Source organism: Bradyrhizobium australafricanum, assembly GCF_020329495.1.
GTDB lineage: Bacteria > Pseudomonadota > Alphaproteobacteria > Rhizobiales > Xanthobacteraceae > Bradyrhizobium > Bradyrhizobium australafricanum.
Genome location: NZ_JAGKJL010000005.1, coordinates 15,876 through 38,137, shown reverse-complemented (window position 1 = coordinate 38,137; position 22,262 = coordinate 15,876). Strand labels below are relative to the sequence as shown.

Sequence of the window (22,262 nt, the reverse complement as noted above, 5' to 3'; positions counted from 1 at the left end):
CCCATCCATCTGAGGCAACGCCTGCCGGAACGCTTCGGCAGGCGTTGTGTAGTCGATACGGTGCCCGGTCAGACGATCAGGTCATGGTGCAACTGGGCGTGGTTGTCGGTCGGCGTGCCGCCCATGGCGGCGAACGTCGCCTCATGGCCGACCCACCATGGGGTGCCGGCATTGGCGTGCCCGCTGAACAGATCGGACCAGATCTGGGTGTTCGCGGCCAGGTCCGCGTGGCTCGTGCTGGCCTGCGACGGCGTCTGGGTGAACGACGAGAAGTCGAAGCCGTCGCGGTTCAGAGTCGAGGATGTGTTGCTCTGCATGGGCATCGCCTTCGCCGATCCCACGTTGGCCTGCGTGACATCCGCGGCGGTTGGGAGCCGCCGCTCGCCGTCGGCGAGACTGATATACATCAGGTCGTTGACATCGGATGACGACGTCAGGTCGGGGAGGCCGAGCACGTGTCCCAACTCATGGACCACGGCGGTCAATAGATCGAGATGACCGGCTGCGGCCGTCGACGAATCGGTCTGCAGATCGGAGCCGGAAGCATTGAGCGCGTGGGTGAACTCAAAATTGTCAAACGGTGTCGAATCGACGAACCAGCCATGGCCGGCGGCATCGGCATCGATCGTAATGTGGCCGGCGCTTTCCAGGCCGACCACCTGGCCGGCGAGATCAGCGACGCTGAAGGTGACGGCATGCAGCGCGGCCAGTTGATCCGCGTCCACGCCAGCCTTTGCCCATTGGGTAATGGCCGCCGAGACGACCGAGTCGAGCTGGCTTTGCGTCAGGTGGGTTTCACCCGGGGTCGCGACGGCGGCCTGCACGCCGCCATCGGCGGCGAGCAGCGGCGACGAGCCGAAGCCGTTGGTGCTGCCCGCTGTGACGCTGATGGTCGGCGCCGTGGTGACCGTATTGTGCGCCAGGACGTAGCTCGAGATCGCGGCGGTATCGGTCGCGCCGCCGCCATAGGACGAGCCGTCGCCTGAGTGCAGGCCGACGGTCGTGGCAAACCGATCGCGCAGCCGGATATCGGTGCCGGTCGCGCCCGAACCGAGGAACTGATTTTCCTGGGCGCCGGTGCCGCCCAGCGTCAGCGAGACGCTCTGCGCATCGCCCGCGACCGTGCCGGCATTAAGTTCGAAGCCATGAGCGCCGAACGCACCCGGGTTGGACACCGTGTTGCCCATCACGATCGCGGTCAATAGGGCGTTGCCGCCGTTCGCAGCGTCACCGGTCTGCAGTTCGATTCCGTCGTTGTTGTACTGATACAGATGATTGTTGGTGATCGTGACGCTGGAATTGGCCCCGCCCATCGTGACGAAGCCGATGTCGCTGCCCTGGGCGGAGCCGCTGTTGGCGATGCCGGCGACGCCGATCGTGTTGGAATCGATCGTGCCGTTGAACGAGCTTGCTCCTGATCCCGTGCTGATGCCGAGCGCGGTGCCGAGGGCATCACGCATGGTATTGTTGGCGATGTTGAAGGTCAGGTTGGCGTGGTCGCCGGTCCCGCCGGAGCTGATGGTGATGCCGCCGCCGCCCGAGACGATATTCTGGTTGTTGTTCGAGAAACTGTTTCCGTTCAGCACGAGGTCCGAGCTGACGCCGCCGTGCAGATCGAGCTGGAACAGGTCGCCGCGCGCCGACGTGAATGTCGAATTCTGGACGGTCGCGTTGAATGTTCCGTCGGTGGCCTGGAACACCAGGGCATCGCCCGAGCTGTTTCCGGCCGCAGAATTGGTCGCGAAGGTCGAGCCGGTGATGGTGATACGGTTGAGTGTCTGACCGCTGTTGTTGAAGACGTGGAACGCATCGAGCGCCGCGCCCGTGAAGGTCGAATTCGTTATCGACGCCGTGCCGGACAGGCCAGTGAAGTAGACGTCGCCCTCGCCGATGCCGCCGACGTTGGTGCCGTTGGTGCCGGTCACTGTGGTGTTGCCGAGGGCAAATCCGGTGACGCTGGTGCCGACGATGCCGTAGTTCTGGAAGTCGTGCATCGCCAGGTAGGAGAGCTGAACGTCCTTGGTGTTGTTCAGATAGACGCCGCTGCCCTGCGTGGTGCTGCCGTCGGCGCCGGTCTTGTTGGCGATGGTGCCGCCGCTGCCCGCCGTCGAACCGTCGCCGGTGATGTGCAGGCCGCCATTGCCGGCGGCCGTGCCGGTATTCGACAGGATGATGCCGTTGTTGGACCCGCCGCTCGAGGTGATGCTCTTGAGGATGAGGTTGGACGAGCCGATCTGGGTGTTCTCGACATCGAGCGCGGTGCCGGTGCCCGACGTGATGGAGTTGTTGGTGCCGGTCAGCGTGATGGTGCCGCCATGGGTGAAGCTCATGCCGGTGCCGCTGGCAGTCTTGACCGTGATGTCGGACATCGTGACGGTGCCGACATTGTTGTTGTCGTCGCTGATGCCCATGCCGGTCGAGGCCGAGGTATCGATGCTGACGCCGCTAATGCTGTGGCCCGAGGTGCCGAGCAGGTCGATGCCGTTGTCGGCGCCGGTCACCTTGATGACCGGATCGGTGCCGGTCGCGGTGTTCGCGGTCACCACAGCGCCGGTCACCGGATTGGTGAACGTCAGGGAGTGACTGCCGCCGACCAGGTTGACGCCATTGGCGAGGTTGATGCCGTTGGCCTCGGTATAGGTGCCGGACCTCAGCACGACATAGTCGCCCGAGCCCGCCGGATTCGCCGCGTTGTAGGCGGCGATCGAGGTGTATGGATCGGCCGCGGTGCCGAGATTGGCGCTGTTAGCCAGCGCCGTGGGCGAGTTGTCGATATAGAACACCTGCGGGACGACACCGACGTGGAAGGTCTGGGCGCCCGACGTGAGCGGCCCGCCGGTGCCGGTGTTGCCGTTGTCGTTGATGTTCAGCGTGACGGTATCCGAGCCGGTGAAGCCGTCGTCGCTGTTGTATGTCAAGGTCGCCAGCGCGGTGTTGACCTGTGCGACGGTGCCGGTCAGCGTCACCGTGTGGCTGCTGTTGTTGGTGGAGCTGGCGAGCCCGGCGGTATTGAAGGTCAGGTTCGCATGGCTTGAGGCAATCGTCGCCGTGACATTGCCGCTGGCGGCATCGATGTCGGCGACCGAAAGTCCTGAAATCGCGAAGTCAGTGTGCGAGAATGCCGTGCCGATCGAATTGTCCGCCGGCACCGACGCGGTGGGTCCGTCGTCCACCGCGGTGACGCTTCCCGTCGTCGATCCCGTCCCGGTGTTGCTGCCGCCATTCGCGGTACCGCCGTCATCGTGCACGGTCAGGCTGTAGGAGCGCGCGGTGGTGTCGGGGTTTTCGCTGGTGTTGTTGAACTGGATCAGGTCCAGCGCCGCATTGTAGTGCGCAAGCGTGTCGGTACCGGTGAAGCTGATCGTTTCGGTACCGGCGGTGCTGGTGATCTCGAAGTGGATGCCGCCGATATCGCCGCTGTTGCCGGCGTGGCCTGCGATCGACAGCGCATCCGATGGCTTCAGATTGTTCAGAACGAAGGTCGCATCAGTCAGGTTATTGCCTTCAGCGTCCGTGATCGTCAGGTTCGGCGTGATCGTGACCGGCGTCGAGTTCGCTGCCGGCGTGCCGTTCGGCGGCTCGGAGAAGCCGGTGATGGCACCGAAGCTCACGACCGGCGCATCGTTGACCGGCGTGACGTGGATGGTCGAGGTCGAGGTGTTGCTGCTGCCGGTGCCGTCGGTGACCGTAAAGCTGACGATGCGATCCGCCCCGGATGGGTTGTCGCTCGAGTTGAAATAGGTGATGGAATCGAGCGCAGCCTTGTAGTTGGCGACGCTGGCGGAGCCGGTCAGCGTCAGCACGCCGGTCCCGGAATTGTACGAGCCGGTGATGCCGTTCTGGTTGACGAAGCCCAGTACGTCCTGGCCGGCGGCGAAGCCGCCGGTGATCTGCACCGTCGCGCCGGTCAGATTGGCGCTGTCGACGTCGGTCACGTTGACCGACGCGTCGATCACGGTCGCGGCCTGGTTTTCGGTGTAGTTGAGCGTGCCGCCGGCGGTCGTGACCGGCGGATCGTTGACCGGCGTGACGTTGATGGTGCCGGTGACCGGCGTGGAGGTCGCCGTGCCGTCGTTTGCGATGATCGTGACGGTGCGCGCCAGGCCCGACGGGTTGTCGCTGGTGTTCTGATAGGTCACCGAGGCGAGCGCCGCCTGATAATCGGCGACGCTGGCGGTGCCTGTCAGCGTCAGCATGCCGGTTCCCGCATTGAACGAGCCGGTGATGCCGTTCTGGGACGTAAAGGCGAGGACGTCCTGACCGTTGGCGTAGTTGCCGGTGATCTGCACCGTCGCGCCGGTCAGCGTAGTGTTGTCGACGTCGGACACGATGATCGCCGGGTCGAACGCGGTCGCGGCCTGGTTCTCGGTGTAGTTGAGGGTATGACCGGCGGTGACGACGGGCGGGTCGTTGACCGGGGTGACGTTGATGGTGTCGGTGACCGGCGAACTGTCGAGCGTGCCGTCATTGGTCGTGATGGTGACGGTGCGCGCCAGCCCGGACGGATTGTCGCTGCTGTTGATGTAAGTCACCGACGCCAGCGCGGCCTGGTAGTTCGCGACGCTGGAGGAGCCGGTCAGCGTCAGCGTTCCGGTCGCGGCATTGAACGAGCCGGTGATGCCGTTCTGGTTGGTGAAGCCGAGGACATCCTGGCCGCTGGCATAGTTGCCGGTGATCTGCACCGTCGCGGACACCAGATTGGCGTCATCGCCGTCGGTGACGGTGATCGCCGAATCGATCACGGTCGCGGCCTGGTTCTCGGTGTAGTTCAGCGTGTGGCCGGCGGTGACGACCGGCGCCTGGTCGACCACGACGGCGATGGTGAAGGTCTGCTGGCTATGCAGCGTGCCGTCGCTCGCATCGACCGTGACGTCATAGGACGGGTCGGCAATGTTGATCTTGCTGGGATCGGCGACCGTGATCTTGCCGGTGGTCGCATCGATGGTGAAGCCGCCGCCGGAAGTGTCGCCGACCAGCGAATAGGTCACGGCGGGGCCGTTGAGGTCGGTCGAGGATGCCGTGACGCTGGTTCCCGCGCCGACCGGCGCGTTGACCGCAACGCGGTTGGCGCCGGCGTCGGCATCGACCGGGGTCGACGGCGCGACGTCGGTGACGGCGATGGTGAAGGTCTGCGAACTCGTGAGCAAACCGTCGCTGGCCTGCGCGGTGACGGTGTAGGCGTGTCCGGCCGGGCTTTCGTAATCGATCTTGGAGCTGTCCGCGACGGTGATGACGCCCGTCGTCGCATTGATGGTGAAGCCACCGCCGGAGGTGTCGCCGATCAGCGACCAGGTCACGGCGGGGCCGTTGACGTCGGTTGCCGCCGCGGTGATGCCGACGGTCGAGCCGTTGGCCGCGCCTTCGGCGATCGAGTTGGTGCCGGCGTCGGCATCGACCGGGGTCGACGGTGCGGCGTCGTTGACGGCGATGGTGAAGCTCTGCGAGCTCGCCAGCGTGCCGTCGCTGGCCTGCGCGGTCACCGTGTAGGAATGGGTCGGGCCGCTGCTCTCATAATCGATCTTGGTCGGGTCGGCGACGGTGATGACGCCGGTCGTCGGGTCGATGGTGAAGCCGCCGCCGGAGGTGTCGCCGATCAACGACCAGGTCACGGCCGGGCCGTTGACGTCGGTCGCGTGTGCGGTGATGCCGACCGCAGTGCCGGCAGCCGCGCCTTCGACAACGCTGTTGGCGGCGGCATCGCCGTCGACCGGAGTCGATGGCGCAACATCCGCGATGTTGATGGTGAAGGTCTGCGAACTCGCCAGCGTGCCGTCGCTGGCTTGCGCGGTGACGGTGTAGCTGCCGCCCGAGCTTTCGAAATCGAGCTTGCTCGAATCGGCGACCGTGACGACGCCGGTTGCGGCATTGATGGTGAAGCCGCCGCCGGAGCTGTCGCCGATCAGCGAATAGGTCACGGCCGGACCGTTGATGTCGGTCGCCGACGCGGTGATGCCGACGGTCGAGCCGTTGGCTGCGCCTTCAATGACGGTGTTGGCGCCGGCGTCGGAGTCGACCGGGGTCGACGGCGCGACGTCGGTGACGGCGATCGTAAAGGTTTGCGAGCTCGCCGTCGTGCCGTCGCTGGCCTGCGCGGTGACGGTGTAGGAATGGGTCGGACCGCTGCTCTCGTAATCGAGCTTGGTGCTATCCGCGACGGTGATGACGCCGGTTGTCGCGTCGATGGTGAAGCCGCCGCCGGAGGTGTCGCCGATCAGCGCATAGGTCACCGGCGGGCCGTTGACGTCGATCGACGACGCCGTGACACCGACGGTCGAGCCGTTGGCGGCGCCTTCGGCGATCGCATTGGCGCTGGCGTCGCTGTCGACCGGGGTCGAGGGCGGGGCTTCGGTGACGGCGATGGTGAAGGTCTGCGAGGTCGCAAGGGTGCCGTCGCTGGCCTGCGCGGTAACGGTATAGGCGTGGCCGGGCGCGCTTTCGTAATCGAGCTTGCTCGGGTCGGCGACGGTGATGACGCCTGTTGTCGCGTTGATGGTGAAGCCGCCGCCGGAGCTGTCGCCGGTCAGCGAATAGGTTACCGCCGGGCCGTTGATGTCGGTCGAGGATGCGGTGACGCCGACCGTGGTGCCGACGGCCGCGCCTTCGACGACGGTATTCGCGGCAGCATTGCTGTCGACCGGGGCCGACGGCGCAACGTCGGTGACGTTGACGGTAAAGGTCTGCGTGCTGGTCTGCGTGCCGTCGCTGGCCTGCGCGGTGATCGTGTAGGCATGGCCGGGCGCGGTTTCGAAATCGACCTTGGTGGGATCGGCGACGGTGACGACGCCGGTCGCGGCGTTGATGGTGAGGCCGTGGGCATCGCCGACCAGCGAATAGGTCACGGTGCCGCCATTGATGTCGGTGGCGTGCGCGGTGATGCCGACGGCGGTGCCGATGGCGGCGCCTTCGACCACTGTGTTGGTCGCGGCGTCAGAGTCGGTGGGAGCCGACGGCGGGGCGTCGGTCACGCCGATCGTGAAGGTTTGCGTCGTCGTGGTCGCGCCACTCGTCGCCTGCACCGTGATGGTGTAGGCGTGGCCCGGCGCGCTCTCGTAATCGAGCTTGTTCGGATCGGCGACGGTGACGACACCCGTCGTGGCATTGATGGTGAAGCCGCCGCCGGAGGTGTCGCCGGTCAGCGAATAGGTGGTTGCGGGGCCGTTCGGATCGACCGCGGAGGCGGTGATGCCGACCAGCGTATTGACGGCAGCGCCTTCGACGACGCTGTTGGCGGCGGCATTAATGTCGACCGGGGTGCTGACCGCCACGTCGTTGACGTTGATCGTGAAGCTCTGCGAGCTGACGCCGCCATGGCCGTCGCTGGCCTGGACCGTGATGGTGTAGGCGTGGCCCGGCGCGGTCTCGAAGTCGATCTTGGTGGAATTGGCGACGGTGACGATGCCGGTGTTGGGATCGATCTTGAAGCCGCCATTGGAGGAATCCGATGTCAGCGAATAGGTGACCCCGGGGCCGTTGACGTCGGCCGACGACGCGGTAATGCCGACCGAGGTATTGACCGCGGCGCCCTCGTTGACGGCGTTGGCGGTGGCGTTGCCGTCGGTCGGTGTCGAGGGCGGCGCATTGCTGACCGCGATCGTGAAGCTTTGCGACGAGACGAAGATTCCGTCGGTGGCCTGCACATAGACGACGTAGCTGCCGCCGGAGCTCTCGAAATCGACCTTGGATGGATCGGCAATCGACACCACGCCGGTATTCGGATCGACCTTGAAGCCGCCATGCGAGGAATCGGACACCAGCGAATAGGTGACCGGAAGACCGATCAGGCTGGTGGATTGCGCGGTGATGCCGACCGATGTATTGGCTGCGGCGCCCTCAACGACCGTGTTGGCGCCGGAATTGGCGTCGGTCGGAGGTGACAGGAAGCCGGGCACCGGCGGCCACGGCGTGCCGGGAGGACAGCCCAGGTAAAGATATTGCAGACCATACGTATTGACGAACGCCTGCGCGGCCGGATCCAGAATGATATTGCCACTCGGATCGAGATGAAGCTCGGGGCGGGTTAAACCACCGATTGTATAGGCAGGTATGGTCGTCATGAGCACTCCTGCGATCGGCGTGAAAGCCGATCAACTAACTACAATTGTTGGGGACGATGACGTGTGAAGCAGTTCACACGTTGAGGTTGACAACTCGCGATCCGAGATCGCACCGGTCCGCTCGCAATATGCGGACACCGCGACGGTTGCGGAGTCCCGACATCAGCAAGTTCAAATGCGCTTGCCATTACGTAATCGCTTCCACTCACTCACGCCGCGAGAAAAGCCCAATGAATGTTCGAGAAAAGCGCGGCGGCCAAGAAAATTTACCGGTTGGCAACCACGACCGTATTGTCGATGCTTCCGAGTGTCAATGTGTGTCCACGTGACATCGCGTCGTTAACCACGATTCGGCCATGCAGCGGGAGGTAGAGTGTGGGAACTCGACCATTTTTAATCTTGTGCGACCCCCGGTAGTTTCTGCGCCGCAGACGGAATTGGCGTTGTGTGACGAACATGTGTCAGTGATTCGCCTTGTGATTGATTCCCGACAAGCCGTCTGTGATCTCTCCTCACCCGAAAGGCCAGTGAATCTGTCCCTTCCTGTCGTCACGGCTTCGCGATCACGTCGTAAGGCTTTCAGATTGCGCAACTATTTGCTTGATCCGGCGGCCATCTTGAACAGACTGGGGAGCGGCTACATCTGTGACGTCCGCTGCCGCGACATTGCGGTGGTCCATCCGCGTTGAATCACCGCAAGTTTAATTGCGACTTTCGTAGCCCTGCACTGATCCTTGGGGAGAGGGAATTGAGTTCGATTGACAGAACGGGGCGTGTGGCTCCGGTGACCGGCGTCGAGCGTCATTCGCTTCGCCGCCATGCCTCACGCGGCCTGTCGCTCAGGCCTTGGCTCGGCCTTGCGCCGATCGGGCTGCTGGCGGCGCTGGCGCTCGGCGGCTGCGACAACAAGAGCGCGCAATCGCAGGCCGCGCCTCCGCCGCCGCCCGTGACCGTCGCGCAGCCGGTCAAGCGCACGGTCACCGACTGGGACGAGTTCACCGGCCGCTTCGAGGCGATCGAGGAGGTTCAGGTCCGCGCCCGTGTCGGCGGCTTCGTCAACAGCGTCGAGTTCAAGGATGGTGCGATCGTCCATGCCGGCGATCTGCTCTACATCATCGACCCGCGGCCGTTCGAGGCTGTCGTGCTGCAGGCCGAAGGCCAGCTGGCTGACGCGCGGGCCAAGGGGGAGCTTGCCAAGCGCGATCTCGAGCGCGGGCTGAACCTCGTGCAGACCAGCGCGGTCTCGGAGCAGGTCGTCGACCAGCGCCGTCAGGCATTGCAGGCGGCGCGCGCCGCCGAGACCCAGGCCGAAGGCACGCTGAAGGCCGCGCAGCTCAATGTCGAATTCACCCATGTGCTGGCGCCGATCACCGGCCGCGTCAGCCGGCATCTGGTGACTCCGGGCAATCTGGTGCAGGGCAGCGAGGGCGGCGCGACGCTGCTGACCTCGATCGTGTCGCTCGATCCGATCTACATCTATTTCGACGTCGACGAGGCGACCTATCAGCGCAACAGCAAGCTGTGGTTCGAAGGCAGGCGGCCGAGCTCGCGCGACACGGCGAACCCGGTGCAGATCGCGTTGACCGGCGAAACCAAGCCCTCGCATGAGGGCAAGATGGACTTCCTCGACAATCGACTCGACGTCTCGACCGCGACCTTGCGCAGCCGCGCGGTCGTTCCGAACAAGGATCTGTCGGTCCTGCCCGGCCAGTTCGGCCGCGTCCGCATCATCGGCTCCTCGCCCTATGAGGCGCTGTTGATCCCGGACAGCGCTGTTGCCACCGACCAGTCGCGCAAGATCGTGTTCGTGGTCAAGGACGACAACACGGTGGAAGCAAGAGCGGTCACGCTCGGGCCGCTCGACGATGGCTTGCGCGTCGTCCGCGAAGGCCTCAAGGCGGAGGATCACGTGATCGTCGACGGCCTGCAGCGCGCCCGCGTCGGCGCCAAGGTGACGCCAAAGATGGCGCAGGCTCCGGCGGATTCCAAGCCCGCGGCAGGCGACAAGCCCGCGGCCGCTGACAAGCCCGCCGCAGGTGCCAAACCATGAATCTCGGCAGGCTCTCCATCAACCAGCCCATCCTCGCGATGGTGCTGTCGATCGTGCTGCTGATCGTCGGCGCGATCGCCTATCCGACGCTGCCGGTCTCGGAATATCCGCAAGTGGTGCCGCCGACCGTCGTCGTCACCACGCAATATCCGGGCGCCTCGGCGCAGACCGTGTCCGACACCGTCGCCGCGCCGATCGAGCAGGAGATCAACGGCGTCGAGGACATGCTGTATCTCTACAGCCAGGCGACGTCGAACGGCCAGCTCACCATCACCGCGACCTTCAAGCTCGGCACCGACCTCGACAAGGCCCAGGTGCTGGTGCAGAACCGCGTCGCGATCGCGCAGCCGCGGCTGCCCGAAGAGGTGCAGCGCAACGGCGTGACCACGCGCAAGAACTCGCCCGACATCCTGATGGTCGTGTTCATGCTGTCGCCCGACGACACGTTCGACCAGCTCTACATCTCCAACTACGCGCTGCTGCAGGTCCGCGACCAGCTGTTGCGGCTCGACGGCGTCGGCGACATCCAGATGTTCGGCGCGCGCGATTACTCGATGCGGCTGTGGCTCGATCCCGACCGGATCGCCAATCTCGGCCTGACCTCGACCGAGGTGCTGGCGGCGATCCGGGCGCAGAACCTGCAGATCGCCGGCGGCCAGATCGCCGAGCCGCCGATCGCCGATCGCGCATTCCAGCCGAACCTCGTCTTCACCGGCCGCCTCAAGGACATCAGGCAGTTCGAGGACATCGTGGTGAAAGCCGGCTCCGACGGCCGCACGGTACGTCTGCGCGACGTCGCCCGCGTCGAGCTCGGCGCGCTGTCCTACGCCACCAACAGCTTCCTGCTGCGCAAATCCGCCGTCGCGCTGCTGGTGACGCAACGGCCCGGATCGAACGCGCTCGCCACCGCCAAGAGCATCTCCGACACGATGGAGCGGATGAAGGCGAGTTTCCCGAAGGGGCTCGACTACAATATCGGCTACAACCCGACCGAATTCATCGCCCAATCGGTCCACGAGCTGATCAAGACGATCTACGAGGCGATGGCGCTCGTCGTCATCGTCGTGCTGGTGTTCCTGCAGGGATGGCGGCCTGCGATCATCCCGATCATCGCGATCCCGGTGTCGCTGGTCGGCACCTTCGCGGTGATGGCGGCGCTCGGCTTCTCGATCAACAATCTGACGCTGTTCGGCCTCGTGCTGGCGGTCGGCATCGTGGTCGACGACGCCATCGTGGTGGTCGAAAATGTCGAGCGGCATCTCGAGCACGGCATGAGCAGGCGCGACGCTGCGCTCAAGACCATGGAGGAGGTCGGCGGCGCGCTGGTCTCGATCGCGCTCGTGCTGTGCGCGGTGTTCGTGCCGACCGCCTTCCTCGGCGGCATTTCCGGGCAGTTCTTCCAGCAATTTGCGGTGACGATCGCGGTCGCGACCGCGATCTCCTGCTTCTGCTCGCTGACGCTGTCGCCGGCGCTGGCCTCGCAGATCCTGGTGCCGCATGAGGAGAAACGCCCGCCGGCACGCTGGAACATCATCGCGCGCGGCTGGGACAGCTTCACCGCGCTGTTCAATCGCGTGTTCGACCGGCTCGCCCACGGCTATGCATCGGTGGCCGACTTCGTGATCCGGCATACGGTGGTGATGCTTGCGCTCTACCTCGTACTGATCGGCAGCGCCGGCTGGCTGCTAGCGACCACCTCGCAGGGCTTCATTCCGGCGCAGGATCGCGGCTACGTCATCATCTCGGCGCAACTGCCGGGCGCCGCCTCGCTGGCCCGGACCACCGCTGTGGTGCGCGAGATCGAGCGGATCGCGCTGGATACGCCGGGCATCGTTCGCGTCGCGGCTTTCGCCGGCTTCTCCGGCGCGACGCGCACGCAGCAGGGCAACGCCGCGGCGCTGTTCCCGGTATTCGACGAGCCGGAGGCGCGCCTGAAGAAGGGGCTGACGGCGAACGCGATCACGGCCGAATTGCGCAAGCGTCTCTCGGTGATCCAGGGCGCCTTCATCATCGTCATTCCGCCACCGGCCGTGCCCGGTATCGGCACCGGTGGTGGCTTCACCATCCGTGTCCAGGATCGCCAGGGGCGCGGACCCGAACTGCTGGCTTCCGCGACCGATGAACTGGTGACAGCCGCGCGCAAATCGCCGTCTCTCACGTCGGTGTTCTCGCCGTTCACCGCGAACACGCCGCAGCTGTTCGTCGACATTGATCGCGTCAAGGCGCAGAAGCTCGGGGTGCCGATCGCCAACATCAATGACACGATCCAGACCTATTTTGGTTCGACCTATGTCAACGACTTCAACCTGTTCGGCCGCACTTATCACGTTACCGCGCAGGCCGATCTGCCGTTCCGGAAAGACAGCCCCGATCTCGCAAGGCTGCGCACCCGCAACGTCGCCGGCGACATGGTGATGCTCGGCAGCATCGTGGACTTCAAGGACGTCTCGGGACCCGACCGCGTCGCGCGCTACAATCTGTATTCGGCGTCGGAACTGCAGGGTGAGCCGGCACCGGGCGTGAGCTCGACGACGGCGCTCAACACCATCAAGCAGCTCGCCGACCAGACATTGCCGAGCGGCTTTTCGTTCGAGTGGACCGACCTGTCCTACCAGCAGGTCACCGGCGCCAATGCCGGCCTCTACGTGTTCCCGATCTGCGTGCTGTTCGTCTATCTGGTGCTGGCCGCGCAATATGGCAGCTGGACATTGCCGTTCGCGGTGATCCTGATCGTGCCGATGTGCCTGTTCGCGGCCACGATCGGCGTGCGCCTGATGGGCCAGGACGTCAACATCCTGACCCAGATCGGCTTCGTGGTGCTGGTGGGGCTGGCCGCCAAGAACGCGATCCTGATCGTCGAGTTCGCACGCGACATCGAGCTCGAGGGGAGGTCGCGGCTGGACGCGGTGATCGAGGCTTGCCGGCTCCGTCTGCGGCCGATCCTGATGACCTCGTTCGCCTTCATCCTCGGCGTGCTGCCGCTGGTGGTGTCGACCGGTTCGGGCTCGGAGATGCGGCAGGCGGTCGGCGTTGCCGTGTTCTTCGGCATGCTCGGCGTCACCCTGTTCGGCCTGGTCTTCACGCCGATCTTCTACATGGTGGTGCGCAACCTCGCGGAAGGAAAGAACGAGGGCAAGCCGGCCGAGCCCAAGGCAACCGTGGCGGGGTGAGGGCGGCACCCAACGTTCCGCAGCAGCAAGTCCTTCCCCGTCATCCTGAGGAGCCTGCGAAGCAGGCGTCTCGAAGGACGCACGGCCACCGGCCGGGCCGTCGACCCTTCGAGACGCGCGTTCCGCGCTCCTCAGGGTGACGGGAAGTTAGCAAGTGCTGTCGACGCGAGCCCATACTTTTGGCTGAGCGGAAAGAGATGGGCAGGCGTGGGGTTATAAAATAATGTCGCGCCGATTTTCCTGATAGAAACTGCTGGGAGAGCATAGAATGAAGTCCGGATTTTTGGCCGCGGTCGCGGCCTGCAGCCTGATGCTTGCGGCGCCGGCGATGGCCCAGGGCGTCAAGATCGGCATCCTGAACGATCAGTCCGGCGTCTATGCCGACTACGGCGGCAAATATTCGCTCGAAGCCGCGCGGATGGCGGTCGAGGATTTCGGCGGCGAGGTGCTGGGACAGAAGATCGAGATCGTTACCGCCGACCATCAGAACAAGCCGGACCTTGCGACCGCGATCGCGCGGCGCTGGTACGAGGTCGAGAACGTCGACATGATCACCGAGCTCACGACGTCGTCGGTCGCGCTCGCGGTGCAGGAGCTGTCGAAGGAAAAGAAGAAGATCGACATCGTGGTCGGCGCGGCGACCTCCCGTATCACCGGCGATGCCTGCACGCCCTACAGCTTCCACTGGGCCTATGACACCCGCGCACTCGCGGTCGGAACCGGCGGTGCGCTGACGGAAGCCGGCGGCAACACCTGGTTCTTCCTGACCGCCGACTACGCCTTCGGCTACGCGCTGGAGAAGGACACCAGCGACATCGTCACCTCAAAGGGCGGCAAGGTGGTCGGCTCGGTCCGCGTGCCGCTCAATTCGTCGGACTTCTCGTCCTTCCTGCTGCAGGCGCAGAGCTCGAAGGCCAAGATCATCGGGCTCGCCAACGCCGGACTCGACACCACCAACTCGATCAAGCAGGCGGCCGAGTTCGGCATCGTGCGCGGCGGCCAGAAGCTTGCCGGCCTGTTGATGACGCTGTCGGAGGTGCACGGTCTCGGGCTCGAGGCGGCGCAAGGTCTCGTGCTCACCGAGGGCTTCTACTGGGACCACGACGACGCCTCGCGCGCCTTCAGCGAGCGCTTCTTCAAGCGCACCAGCCGGATGCCGAGCATGATCCATGCCGGCACCTATTCGGCGACGCTGAGCTATTTGAAGGCGGTGAAGGCCGCCGGCACCAAGGACAGCGAGGCGGTCGCCGCCAAGCTGAAGGATCTGCCGGTCGATGACGCCTTCGCCAAGGGCAAGGTGCTCGCGAACGGCCGCATGGTGCACGACCTCTATCTGTTCGAGGTCAAGAAGCCCTCGGAGTCGAAGAAGCCGTGGGACTATTACAAGCAGATCGCCGTGGTGCCCGGCGACAAGGCCTTCTTCACCGCCAAGGAAAGCGGCTGCCCGCTGACCAAGTGAGGCGAATATCCACGGGTGGTGTCGTCCTGGCGAAAGCCAGGACCCATTACCCCGATTGGATGTTGTTGCACCACGCTGTGGCCATCAGATTGCCCATAACCACGCTCTGTGGTTATGGGTCCTGGCTTTCGCCAGGACGACGGTAGTGGTTATGGCGCGACCGCGCCTTCAATGCGCCAGCCGCCACATCGCGCCGCCGATTGCGCCAAGCCAAAGGATGACGCAGGCCAGCGCCTGGATGGCGAAGCCGGGGCTGCGTTTTGCCACCGCTTCGCGATAACCGATGAAATAGACGATGCGGCCGATCACCCAGATCGCGCCGACCGCCGCCGCGGCGGCATCGCCGATATAGACCGCGAACAGCCAGAGCGACGGCAGGAAGATCGGCATCCATTCCAGCGTGTTCATCTGGATGCGGTAGATGCGCTCGAAATCCGGATTGCCCGTGATCGCCGGCAGCTTGACCCCGTAGACCGCGCGGGCGCGGGCGACCTGCAGCGCGAAGAAGAAGTGCAGCGCGACCGCAAGGCAGGTGACGATGGCGGTGTAGTGGTACATGTCAGGCGTGTCCTCTTTCCATTGGCCCCGATGTCATGACGGGACAGCGAAGCCCGGTGTGACATGCGTGGCCGTTATTCGCGGCATCGGAACTGCGTTCCCTCTCCCGCTTGCGGGGGAGGGCCAGGGTGGGGGTTCTCTCCGCGAATCGTATCGTGGAGAGAGCCCCCACCCGGCTCGCATCTGCCGATGCGATCCGACCTCCCCCGCAAGCGGGAGAGGTGCAGCGAGTTTGCCGCCGTCACTGTGATTCAGCCCAAACTCATCTTGCTAGTACCCCGTCATCTCAAGATAGCCGATTCCGGCGTGGCTGCCTGCAAAGCGGATCGGGCCTTCCCAATAGGGGAAGCTGGTTCCCATCCAGCTCCGTGCATTGAGCGGCGTGGTCTCGATGGCAAGGCCGCGTGCGGGCAGGCTGACGCGCCATGACGTCGGCAGCTTGCGGCCGTCGATCTCGGTGGTCGCGAGCGGCGCGATGCTGTTGCCGCTGGCGGCGATCTCGGCCGAGCGGCCGTCCGGCGTGATCCAGTTGCCGAACAGGCTTTCGCGGCCGTCCTTCTGGCGCAGCCGGTACAGCATCAGCTTCTCGTCGCCGGGCAGATGCAGCGAGAACCAGTCCCAGCCGGTCTGGTCGGCCGCCAATGGCTGGCTGCTCCATTCGCGATCCATCCACGCCGAGCCCGTGACGTCGACCGGTCTGTCGTCGATCACGATGCGGCCGGACGCCTTGTAGAACGGCTGGCTGTAGTAATAGGAGGCCTGCCCGCGATCCGACTTGCGGCTGTAGCCGTGGTCGCCCTGCAGCACCAGCGCGCGGCCGGCCTCGAGCCGCAGCGCGGTGCTGAAGTCGGCGGCGGAGGCCTTGAGCTCGAGCGGCGCGACGCGCTGCGCATCGAACGCATCGCGCCCGCGCAGCTCCCAGGCGTCGATCCAGGCGCGGAACGGCGTGGCTTCGACAGCGGCCTGCCCGACGCCGCCGCGGGCAAAGGTCTCGCTGAAGCGGTGCGTGCCGGCGCTGGTCACGGCGGCGTGGCCCATCCAGAGCTGCTGATTGGCCCAGCCCTCGGCCGGTCCGCCCGCTTTCATCGCCTGGCGGAACAGCGTCCATTGCGCGCCATAGGCCGCGCCGCTCGTGTCGGACAGGTTGGCGGTCACGTACCACCACTCGATCCGGAATTCCGGATGTGGACCGTGGTCCGCGGGGAACGTGAATGGCTTGCCCGGCGTGACGGCGGCAAATCCTTCCGCCGTCTCGCCGAGCCCGGCGAAGCCCTGCGCGAGCGTCTTGCCGCCGAGCGCCAGCCCCAGCGCACCGCCGGCAAAGGCGCGACGGGTGATGGTGCCGCTAGCGCTCATTGACAAAGATCCTGATCAGGCTGGCGGGCTGCATGCGCGCCAGCCTCGCGACCGGAAGCGCCGCGGCACAGAATGCGGCGGCCAGCGCCACCGCGAGCAACTCGATCAGCTGCAGCGGGAAAACGTGGAACGGCAGCCGCCAGCCGAACGCCTTGACGTTGACGATCGCAAGCAGGCACCACGCCACCAGCAGGCCGAGCGGCAGCGCGAACAGCGCGGTGATCAGCGCGACCGCCATAGTCTTCAACAGTTCGAGTGCGGCGAGCCGCCGCCGGGTCAGGCCGATCGCCCACAGCGGCGCCAGCTGCGGCAGCCGCGAATTGGCCAGCGTGAGCAGGCTGGTCAAAAGCGCAATGCCGGCGACGCCGAGCGTGAAGGCGTTGAGCGCGGCGGTCACCGAGAAGGTGCGGTTGAAGACCCGCTTCGATTCCGTTTTCATCCTGGCCTGGTCGGCGATGTTGCGATCATCGAGACCGAATTTCTCCTGTAGCGCGGTGATCAGCGGTGCGATCTTGTCCGGTGCCACGCGGAGGCCCATCCGTGTCATTGGTGTCTGCGGGAAGCGCCGGGTCAGCGCGGCGAAGTTGACCGCGATCTGGCCCTTGGGGTTGCCGTAATCGGCATAGATGCCGACGATCTCGAGCGGCCAGTTGCCGCCGGGGGCGGGTACCTCGATATGATCGCCGATCGCCAGCTTCATCCGCCGCGACAGCTGCTCGCTGACGAGGCAGGTGTCGCCGGGCCGCAGCCGAACCCACGCATTTGCGACGCTTTCGAGCAACGGCCAGCTGTCGCGATAGGTGGCGTGGTCGGGCAGGCCGAGCACCTCGATCGGCGCGCCGTCGAGCTGGGTGTCGGCGCGGCCGCCGGGCAGGATGGCCTGAACCTCGGGCCGATCGCGCAGCCAGGCCTTGATCTCCTTTGCCTGCTGATCGCTGGCGGCGCTGATGTAAACGTCGGCGGCGAGCCTTCCGTCGAGCCAGACCAGGAAGGTGCGGTTGAAACTTTCCACCATGGTGCCGACGCCGACATTGACCGCGAGCGCAAGCAGCAGCGCCATCAGCGCCAGCGACAGTCCCGACAATTGCTGGCGGCTGTCGGCCCAGAACCAGATGCCGACCGGCGCCCGCGCGCTGCGCTGCCCGAAGGCCAGCGCAATCTGCAGGACCATCGGCAGGATCAGCGCCGCGCCGAGCATCAGCGCGGCGAGCACGGCGAAGCCCGCGATCAGGGAATCGCCGAACCAGATCAGGCCCGCGGCGACCGCAAACACCGCGAGTGCCGCCGCGCTCTGGAGCAGCAGCCAGCGCCGCTGCGCCTGCTGCCAGGCCTGCGGCTGCGCCGTCGCCAGCACCGGCATCCGGATCGCCTTGGCAAGGCTCGCAGCCGCCGCGGCGAGCGCGCCAAGAATGCTGATAGCGATGCCGGCGAACCACCAGGCGGGTTTAAGCGAAAGCTGTCCGGGAATCTGCGCGCCATAGAGCCCGCGCAGCGAGGCCGCGACATCCGGCAGCAAGGCAGCCGCAATGAAGTAGCCGCAGACGAGGCCGATGAGGCCGGCGACCAGCGCCAGCGACACCAGCTCGATCACCAGCACGGTGTTGAGCATTCGCGCCGAGACGCCGCAGGCGCGCAGCGTGCGCAGCATCGGCAGCCGCTGCTCGAAGGCTAGGCCGATCGCGGAGTTGACGATGAACAGGCCGACGAAGAACGACAGCAGGCCGAACGCGGTGAGGTTGAGATGAAAGCTGTCGGTGAGGCGTTCGAGGTCGCTCTCCGCGCTCGGCTCGACCAGGCGGAGCTTGTCACCCGCCACGCTTTCCAGCGCTGTGTGCGGCGCTTTGGACGTGCCGACCAGCAGGCGCGAGACCTGGCCAGGCATCTTCAAGATGTCCTGCGCGATGCCGACATCGACGATCAGCGCGCCGGGCGCGAGCTCGGCCTGCACGCGCAGCGGCGGCAAGCTCGTGCCGTTGGCCTGCGGCCGCTCGCCTTCCTTGAGGCCGAGATCGCGTAGCGTTTCGCCCGCCACCAGCATTTCGCCCGGCGGCGTGACGAAGGACTGCAGGCTGCCGCGTCCGACCGCCGGCGCGTTGCCGACCTCGGACGGCAGCGTTACCGGCTCGACGCCGAGCAGGCGGAAGCTGCGCCCGTCGATTTGGACCCGGCCCTCCAGCATCGGCGACACCGGCCAGCCGGCACGGCGCAGATCGACGAACAGTTGTTGCGGGAAGGTCGCGCTGTCCTTGGCGACCAGCATTGCCGTGCGCGCGCCACCGAAGGTCGCGGCGGCGCGGTCATAGGCGATGCGGGCCTGCTGGTTCAGCGCCTGCACGCCGCTCCACAGCGCGGTGGCCGAGATCAGTCCGATCAAGAGCGTTGCGAGCTGCATCGGATGCCGCCGCCAGTGGCTGAGCAGCACCGCAAGGATCCACAGCGCGCGCCTCATGCGACGATCCCGGCATGCAGGGTGACCTGGCGGTCGAGCGTCGCCGCAAGCCGCGCGCTGTGTGTGACCATCAGGAAGCCGCAGCCGGTGCGGGTCACCAGATCGCGTGCCAGTGCCAGCACCTCGTCGGCGGTGTCCTCGTCGAGATTGCCGGTCGGCTCGTCGGCGAGCAGCAACAGCGGCTTTGGCGCCAGCGCGCGGCCGATCGCGACGCGCTGCTGCTGACCGCCGGACAATTGCTCGGGATAGCGCCTGAGCAGGCTTCTCAGGCCGAGGCGCTCGACCAGTTCGTCGTGCCAGGCGGCGTCATGCCGGCCGGCGATGCGCGACTGAAACACGAGATTGTCCGCGACCGTCAGGCTCGGGATCAAATTGAATTGCTGGAAGACGAGGCCGAGCCGGTCGCGGCGTAATTCGGCGCGGCCAGCGTCGTTGAGGTCGGAGACGACGGTGTCGGCGAGGGCGATCTCGCCGCTGTCGGCGGCATCGAGCCCCGCGATCAGATGCAGCAGCGTGCTCTTGCCGCTGCCGGATTCGCCTGATAGCGCCACGCTCTCGCCGGTCGCAACGGCAAGGTCGACGCCGCGCAGCACAGCGACGTCTTCGCCGGCAGAGCGGTAACTCTTGGTCAGTCCGGTGACGCGAAGCACTGCGGCGGTCTGGTCAGATGAAGCGATGGCCGTGCCTCATTGCGGCTTCTGGTATTTCAGGACGAACTCGTCGATCGGCACCGGTGCCTTGAAGACGGGAATGTCCTTGGGGTCCTCGGCATGATGCAGGAAATCGCCCTCGGCCACCAGCTTGAAGCCGGCCGCCTCGATCTCCTGCTTCAAGGTGCTCTCCTCGATCCGGTGCAGCGTCTTGGCGACACCCGTGCCTTCGCCCGTCTTGGCCGAGTGATCCGCGATCACGAGGAAGCCGCCCGGCTTGAGCGCGGCGAACATCTTCTTGTTCATCGCGGCGCGGTCGACCGGCAGATAGGTGATGTCGTGATAGAAAAAGAAGAAGGTGATCATGTCGAGGTTCTTGAGCTCGGGCGGGATCGGGTCGTCATAGTCGCGCACCACATGGACGACGTTCTTCATCGCCGGCGCCTTGGCGCGGGTGTCGAACTTGTCCTTGACGAAGCGCTCGAGCACGGTCGCGGAATCCTGTGCGTAGACCTTGCCCGACGGGGCGACGGTGCGCGCCAATAGTTCGGTGCTGTAACCTGCGCTCGCCGCCATGTCGAGGATCGTCATACCGGGCTTGACGCCGGCAAAGGCGAGCATCTTGGCCGGCTGCCGGCGCTGGTCGACCTGACGATCCGCATCGCTGCGATCGGGTGCGGCGACGATCGCGGCGTAGTCGGGATTGGCGGCGTCTTCCGCGCGAACTTGAGGCGCGGCAAGCAGCGCGACGGATACAAGTGCTGCGCAGGTGGCGGCACATAGGATCAATCTGTTCATGAAATAACCCCGGGCTTTTCGTTGGCCCTGAACATAGCAGTCGGGACATGACAGTTCACCGCTCCACTGGCGCGACCGACGCGATCGTGATCGGGCCGTTAGAAGCGCTCCGGGGCGCACAACCCCGAGGAAATGCGGTGTTGCGTTGCACGGCGAGGCGTGGCTAGCATCGCCGGACGGGGCCGATTTACGAAGCCAAAAACGAAACGACGGGGAGCCGGACATGACGACGCAAGCGACGCCCGAGAGGACGTCAGAGGGGCTGTCAAAGGGGACGCCGAAGGGCGCCTGGCAAATCACCTTCCTTCTATTCCTGTTCATGGTGGTGAACTTTGCCGACAAGATCGTGGTCGGGCTCGCCGGCGTGCCGATCAAGAAGGAAATGGGCCTCACCCAGGAGCAGTTCGGCGATCTCGGCTCGTCATTCTTCCTCTTGTTCTCGATCTCGGCGATCGTGGTCGGCTTCATCGTCAACCGCGTCGCCACCCGCTGGGTGCTGCTGATCCTGGCGGTGATCTGGTCGCTGGCGCAATTTCCGATGGTCGGCACCGTCAGCTTCACGACGCTGGTGATCTGCCGCATCATCCTCGGCGCCGGCGAGGGGCCGGCGTTCTCGGTCGCCGCGCACGCGATCTACAAATGGTTTCCGGACGAGAAGCGCACGCTGCCGACCGCGATCCTGTCGCAGGGCTCCGCGTTCGGCGTGATCCTCGCGGTGCCTGCGCTGAACTGGATCATCGTCAATCACAGCTGGCATCACGCCTTCGGCGCGCTCGGCATCGTCGGCCTGATCTGGGCCGTCGCCTGGTTCGCGCTCGGCAAGGAAGGGCCGCTGGTGTCGACGTCTGCCGTGACGGCCGACGAGCCCCGGATTCCGTATTGGAAGCTTTTGACCTCGCGCACCTTCATCGGCTGCGTGGTGGCAACCTTCGGCGCCTATTGGGCGCTGTCGCTCGGGCTCACCTGGTTCACGTCCTTCATCATCGAGGGGCTCGGCTTCTCGCAGCACCAGGCCGGCTTCGTCTCGATCCTGCCCTGGATCTTCGGCGCGACGATCGTGCTGCTGACCGGCTGGATCTCGCAGCTGATGCTGACGCGCGGCTTCACCACCCGCGGCGCGCGCGGCGTGCTCGGCTCGGTGCCGCTGATCGTCGGCGGCGCCATTCTTGCGATGCTGCCCTATGCGCCGCCCGGCGGGATCATGATCGCGCTGCTGGTGATCGGCTCCGGCCTGTGCGGCTCGATCTATGTGGTGTGCCCGCCGATGCTCGGCGAGTTCACGCCGGTGTCGCAGCGCGGCGCGATCATCGCGATCTACGGCGCGCTCTACACGATCTCGGGCATCCTGGCGCCGATGGTGATGGGCAATGTGATCCAGCACGCGGCCACGCCGATGGCCGGCTACATGTCCGGCTTCACTATCAACGCCGCGATCATGGCCGGCTCCGGCCTGCTCGGATTGCTGCTGCTGTGGCCGAACACCGAGCGGGCACGCCTGACCGGCACGTCGCAGCCGGCAGGCACGATCAAAGGCGCGATGTCGCCGACGTAAGGGGCGCACCTCTGGCAACTCGCTCCACTTCGCCTCTCCCCTTGTGGGAGAGGCCGGATCGCAGGCGGCGGAGCGCAATGCGATCCGGGTGAGGGGTTGCGGTCTCTCGAGGGACGGAGTTCGCGGAGGCAGACCCCTCACCCGGATTTCCCGCTGACGCGCGAAA

Annotated in this window: 10 protein-coding genes; 4 read left to right on the top strand and 6 right to left on the bottom strand. The window is 65.7% G+C overall.

Annotated features, from left to right (window positions below; all coding sequences use genetic code 11):
* Positions 1–68: 68 nt before the first annotated feature.
* Positions 69–8,054 carry a cadherin domain-containing protein gene (locus J6525_RS06550; RefSeq protein WP_225642974.1) on the bottom strand — a complete coding sequence of 2,662 codons (7,986 nt, stop codon included), beginning with the start codon at positions 8,052–8,054 and terminating at the stop codon, positions 69–71.
* A gap of 832 nt (positions 8,055–8,886) precedes the next feature.
* Here J6525_RS06550 and J6525_RS06545 point away from each other — a divergent pair.
* The 3 genes from J6525_RS06545 to J6525_RS06535 all read left to right on the top strand — a co-directional run bounded on the left by J6525_RS06545 (position 8,887) and on the right by J6525_RS06535 (position 14,733).
* Positions 8,887–10,104: an efflux RND transporter periplasmic adaptor subunit gene (locus tag J6525_RS06545; RefSeq protein WP_225643246.1), complete on the top strand. Its 1,218-nt coding sequence runs from the start codon at positions 8,887–8,889 to the stop codon at positions 10,102–10,104.
* Positions 10,101–13,274, top strand: coding sequence for an efflux RND transporter permease subunit (locus J6525_RS06540; protein WP_225642972.1), 3,174 nt, complete (start codon positions 10,101–10,103; stop codon positions 13,272–13,274). Before J6525_RS06545 ends, J6525_RS06540 begins: the two co-directional genes overlap by 4 nt.
* A 268-nt stretch (positions 13,275–13,542) precedes the next feature.
* The gene (locus J6525_RS06535) at positions 13,543–14,733 is read left to right on the top strand and encodes an ABC transporter substrate-binding protein (protein WP_225642970.1); all 1,191 of its coding nucleotides are present in this window, start codon (positions 13,543–13,545) and stop codon (positions 14,731–14,733) included.
* 168 nt (positions 14,734–14,901) lie between these two features.
* On the opposite strand, the gene J6525_RS06530 is transcribed toward J6525_RS06535, so the two are convergent.
* The 5 genes from J6525_RS06530 to J6525_RS06510 all read right to left on the bottom strand — a co-directional run bounded on the left by J6525_RS06530 (position 14,902) and on the right by J6525_RS06510 (position 20,544).
* Positions 14,902–15,291 carry an MAPEG family protein gene (locus tag J6525_RS06530; RefSeq protein ID WP_225642968.1) on the bottom strand — a complete coding sequence of 130 codons (390 nt, stop codon included), beginning with the start codon at positions 15,289–15,291 and terminating at the stop codon, positions 14,902–14,904.
* Positions 15,292–15,561: 270 nt separating this feature from the next.
* On the bottom strand, positions 15,562–16,647 hold the full coding sequence (locus J6525_RS06525; protein WP_225642966.1) for a lipocalin-like domain-containing protein: 1,086 nt from the start codon (positions 16,645–16,647) through the stop codon (positions 15,562–15,564).
* Positions 16,637–19,096 carry an ABC transporter permease gene (locus tag J6525_RS06520; protein ID WP_225642964.1) on the bottom strand — a complete coding sequence of 820 codons (2,460 nt, stop codon included), beginning with the start codon at positions 19,094–19,096 and terminating at the stop codon, positions 16,637–16,639. The genes J6525_RS06525 and J6525_RS06520 overlap by 11 nt, the downstream gene beginning before the upstream one ends.
* A complete protein-coding gene (locus J6525_RS06515) occupies positions 19,093–19,746 on the bottom strand; it encodes an ABC transporter ATP-binding protein (RefSeq protein ID WP_225162017.1) in 654 nt (217 codons plus the stop codon). The genes J6525_RS06520 and J6525_RS06515 overlap by 4 nt, the downstream gene beginning before the upstream one ends.
* 36 nt (positions 19,747–19,782) lie before the next feature.
* Entirely contained in the window at positions 19,783–20,544 is a 762-nt protein-coding gene (locus J6525_RS06510) for a class I SAM-dependent methyltransferase (protein WP_225642961.1), read from the bottom strand.
* Positions 20,545–20,767: 223 nt separating this feature from the next.
* On the opposite strand from J6525_RS06510, the gene J6525_RS06505 reads away from it, so the two are divergent.
* Positions 20,768–22,096, top strand: coding sequence for an MFS transporter (locus tag J6525_RS06505; RefSeq protein WP_225642959.1), 1,329 nt, complete (start codon positions 20,768–20,770; stop codon positions 22,094–22,096).
* The last annotated feature ends 166 nt before the right edge of the window (positions 22,097–22,262 follow it).

What these genes read in the sequence shown, in the direction of transcription:
- J6525_RS06550 (WP_225642974.1), bottom strand. Translation starts at nt 8,054, where the DNA reads ATGACGACCATACCTGCCTATACAATCGGTGGTTTAACCCGCCCCGAG.
- J6525_RS06540 (WP_225642972.1), top strand. Translation starts at nt 10,101, where the DNA reads ATGAATCTCGGCAGGCTCTCCATCAACCAGCCCATCCTCGCGATGGTG.
- J6525_RS06535 (WP_225642970.1), top strand. Translation starts at nt 13,543, where the DNA reads ATGAAGTCCGGATTTTTGGCCGCGGTCGCGGCCTGCAGCCTGATGCTT.
- J6525_RS06530 (WP_225642968.1), bottom strand. Translation starts at nt 15,291, where the DNA reads ATGTACCACTACACCGCCATCGTCACCTGCCTTGCGGTCGCGCTGCAC.
- J6525_RS06525 (WP_225642966.1), bottom strand. Translation starts at nt 16,647, where the DNA reads ATGAGCGCTAGCGGCACCATCACCCGTCGCGCCTTTGCCGGCGGTGCG.
- J6525_RS06520 (WP_225642964.1), bottom strand. Translation starts at nt 19,096, where the DNA reads ATGAGGCGCGCGCTGTGGATCCTTGCGGTGCTGCTCAGCCACTGGCGG.
- J6525_RS06510 (WP_225642961.1), bottom strand. Translation starts at nt 20,544, where the DNA reads ATGAACAGATTGATCCTATGTGCCGCCACCTGCGCAGCACTTGTATCC.
- J6525_RS06505 (WP_225642959.1), top strand. Translation starts at nt 20,768, where the DNA reads ATGACGACGCAAGCGACGCCCGAGAGGACGTCAGAGGGGCTGTCAAAG.